The organism is Microbacterium sp. SLBN-146 (assembly GCF_006715145.1).
Classification (GTDB): Bacteria; Actinomycetota; Actinomycetes; order Actinomycetales; family Microbacteriaceae; genus Microbacterium.
Map to the genome: position 1 here is coordinate 53,006 of NZ_VFMR01000001.1, position 2,249 is coordinate 55,254.

2 protein-coding genes are annotated in these 2,249 nt (G+C 66.1%); one reads left to right on the forward strand and one right to left on the reverse strand.

Going from position 1 to position 2,249, the window contains the following annotated elements; translation table 11 throughout:
• Nucleotides 1-8: 8 nt before the first annotated feature.
• Nucleotides 9-446, reverse strand: coding sequence for a nitroreductase family deazaflavin-dependent oxidoreductase (locus tag FBY39_RS00225; protein WP_141929687.1), 438 nt, complete (start codon nt 444-446; stop codon nt 9-11).
• A 505-nt stretch (nt 447-951) separates the two neighbouring features.
• On the opposite strand from FBY39_RS00225, the gene FBY39_RS00230 reads away from it, so the two are divergent.
• Nucleotides 952-2,028 carry a beta-propeller fold lactonase family protein gene (locus tag FBY39_RS00230; RefSeq protein WP_141929688.1) on the forward strand — a complete coding sequence of 359 codons (1,077 nt, stop codon included), beginning with the start codon at nt 952-954 and terminating at the stop codon, nt 2,026-2,028.
• The last annotated feature ends 221 nt before the right edge of the window (nt 2,029-2,249 follow it).

Consider the following 2,249-nt stretch of genomic DNA (forward strand, 5'->3'; position numbering starts at 1 on the left):
GCCTGCGCTCAGTCGCGGGGTTCGAGGACGAAGACGGCGATCTGGCGGTCCGTCTTCTTCTGGTACTCGGCATAGTCGGGCCAGACCTCGACAGACCGAGCCCACCACAGTTCACGCTCGTCGCCTTCGAGCTCGCGGGCGGTGTAGTCGCGCTTGTCGGCACCGTCCTGCAGTTCGACGTGCGGCTCGCGGCGCATGTTCTCGCCCCATGCGGGCTCGTCGGGCGCGCCGCCCTTCGACGCGACGACGGCGTAATGCCCGTCATGCTCGACGCGCATGAGCGCCGTCTTGCGGAGGCCACCGGACTTCGCACCGACCGTCGTCAAGACGATGATGGGGACCCCCCGAAGCGTGTTCGCCTCGGTCCCTCCGGATGCTTCGTACTGCTCGGCCTGCTTTCGCGCCCACTCACTCGTGGAGGGGATGTATTCACCTGTCAGCGGCATGGCCTCATCGTATGGCCTCGACGTGAGCGGAGGGCGGTGATCCGGGGCCGTTTCGGCGTGGCCGCGGACGGTCTCACGACGACCTCGGCCGTTCGCGAGAGGGTGCCTCAGGTGAGGGCGGGGATGAATTCGCTTCTGCCTCCGGCCCATTCGGCCCGCACTATGGGAGAGCTTCGCTCGCAGCGCGGGGCTAACCTCCAGGGCATTCGACCCGCTACCCGACTGACGCGAGCGAACACCTGAAAACCTGGAGGACAGCCAAGATGAATACCCCCCCCCCCCCCCCCCCGCTGAAGGGGTAGGCCTCAATCGCAGGCAGGTCCTCACTGCCGCAGCCCTCGCCACCCCCGCGATCGTCCTCACTACTGCGGTCCCGGCGCGCGCTACCTCCCCCAACTCCGCGCTCAGCGTCGACATCACCTCCACGACGGTGACAACCGGCACCCCCACCCCTGTGACGGCCACCGTCCTAGATTCCCAAGGGCGCCCGTGGGCCGGCCAACTCGTGACCCTCTCCGCCACCGGCGCGACCGCTACCTTCGGATCCTCCACCGGCACCACCGACAGCGCCGGAGTGTTTACCACCACTGTTAACGTCGCATCAGGTACCGCCCCCGGCACCGTCGTCACCGTTACAGCCACCTCCGGGCCGCTAACCACCCCCGACACCGCCACAGTCGCTGCCACCATCACCGCCACTGTTTCCATTGTTGGGAACACGGAAGATGTAGCGATCAGCCCGGACGGCACCTTTGCATACGTCACCGGCATTGACAATCGCACGGTGACCCGAATCGACACCGCAACCAATACGGTGGTCGGTTCACCCATCGCCGTCGGCACGGGAGTCCCGTATGGGCCGTCGGGAGTGGCGATCAGCCCTAACGGCTCTTTCGCATACGTCACCGACTGGAACAGCGGCGTAGTCCATCGGATCAACACCGCGACCAACTCGGTCATCGGCTCTCCAATTCCGACCGGCGCACAGCCGGGCCGCGTCGAGATCGGTCCGAACGGCACATTCGCCTACGTGACCAACGAAGGAAGCGACACAGTCAGCCGGATCGACACGGCGACCAACACCGTCACCGCAACCATCTCCGTCGGCGCGAGCCCGTTCGGGCTGGCGATCAGCCCGGACGGCGCTTTCGCCTACGTCACCAGCTGGGGCAGCGGCACAGTCAGCCGGATCGACACCGCGACCAACACCGTCACCGCAACCATCTCCGTCGGCACGAATTCGTTGTGCGTGGCGATCAGCGCCGACGGGACCTTCGCCTACGTAACCAACACTGGCACCAACACGATCAGCCGGATAGACACTGCGACCAACACGGTAGTCGACTCTCCCTTCACTGTCGGCATGGGCCCGCGAGATGTTGCGATCAGCCCGGACGGCGCCTTCGCTTACGTCACAAACAATGCCAGCGGTACAGTCAGTCAGATCATCACCGCTATCGACACCGTCACCGCCACCATCACGGTCGGAAACGAACCATCCGGCCTGGCGATCGGCCCGAACAATAGCTTCGCCTACGTGACCCAACGAAACGCCAACGCGGTCTACCGGCTGGGCACCTAACGATCTGAATCACGCCTGACCCGCCGGTCTCCGTTCGCGGCATCGTCCCCGCCGCCGAAGACCGGCCCGTGCCTCAGGGCACACCCCGAGGACCCCCGTCCTCGAACCTGCTCGTCGACGCCACGGGAAATGGCTGTCCCGCAGGCGTCGGCGAGCAGCGGGTGTGGGCGTGGAGAGGGGTCTCCACACCCACACCCACCTCCCAGCGGAACCCGACGCGG

What these genes read in the sequence shown, in the direction of transcription:
- FBY39_RS00225 (WP_141929687.1), bottom strand. Translation starts at nt 446, where the DNA reads ATGCCGCTGACAGGTGAATACATCCCCTCCACGAGTGAGTGGGCGCGA.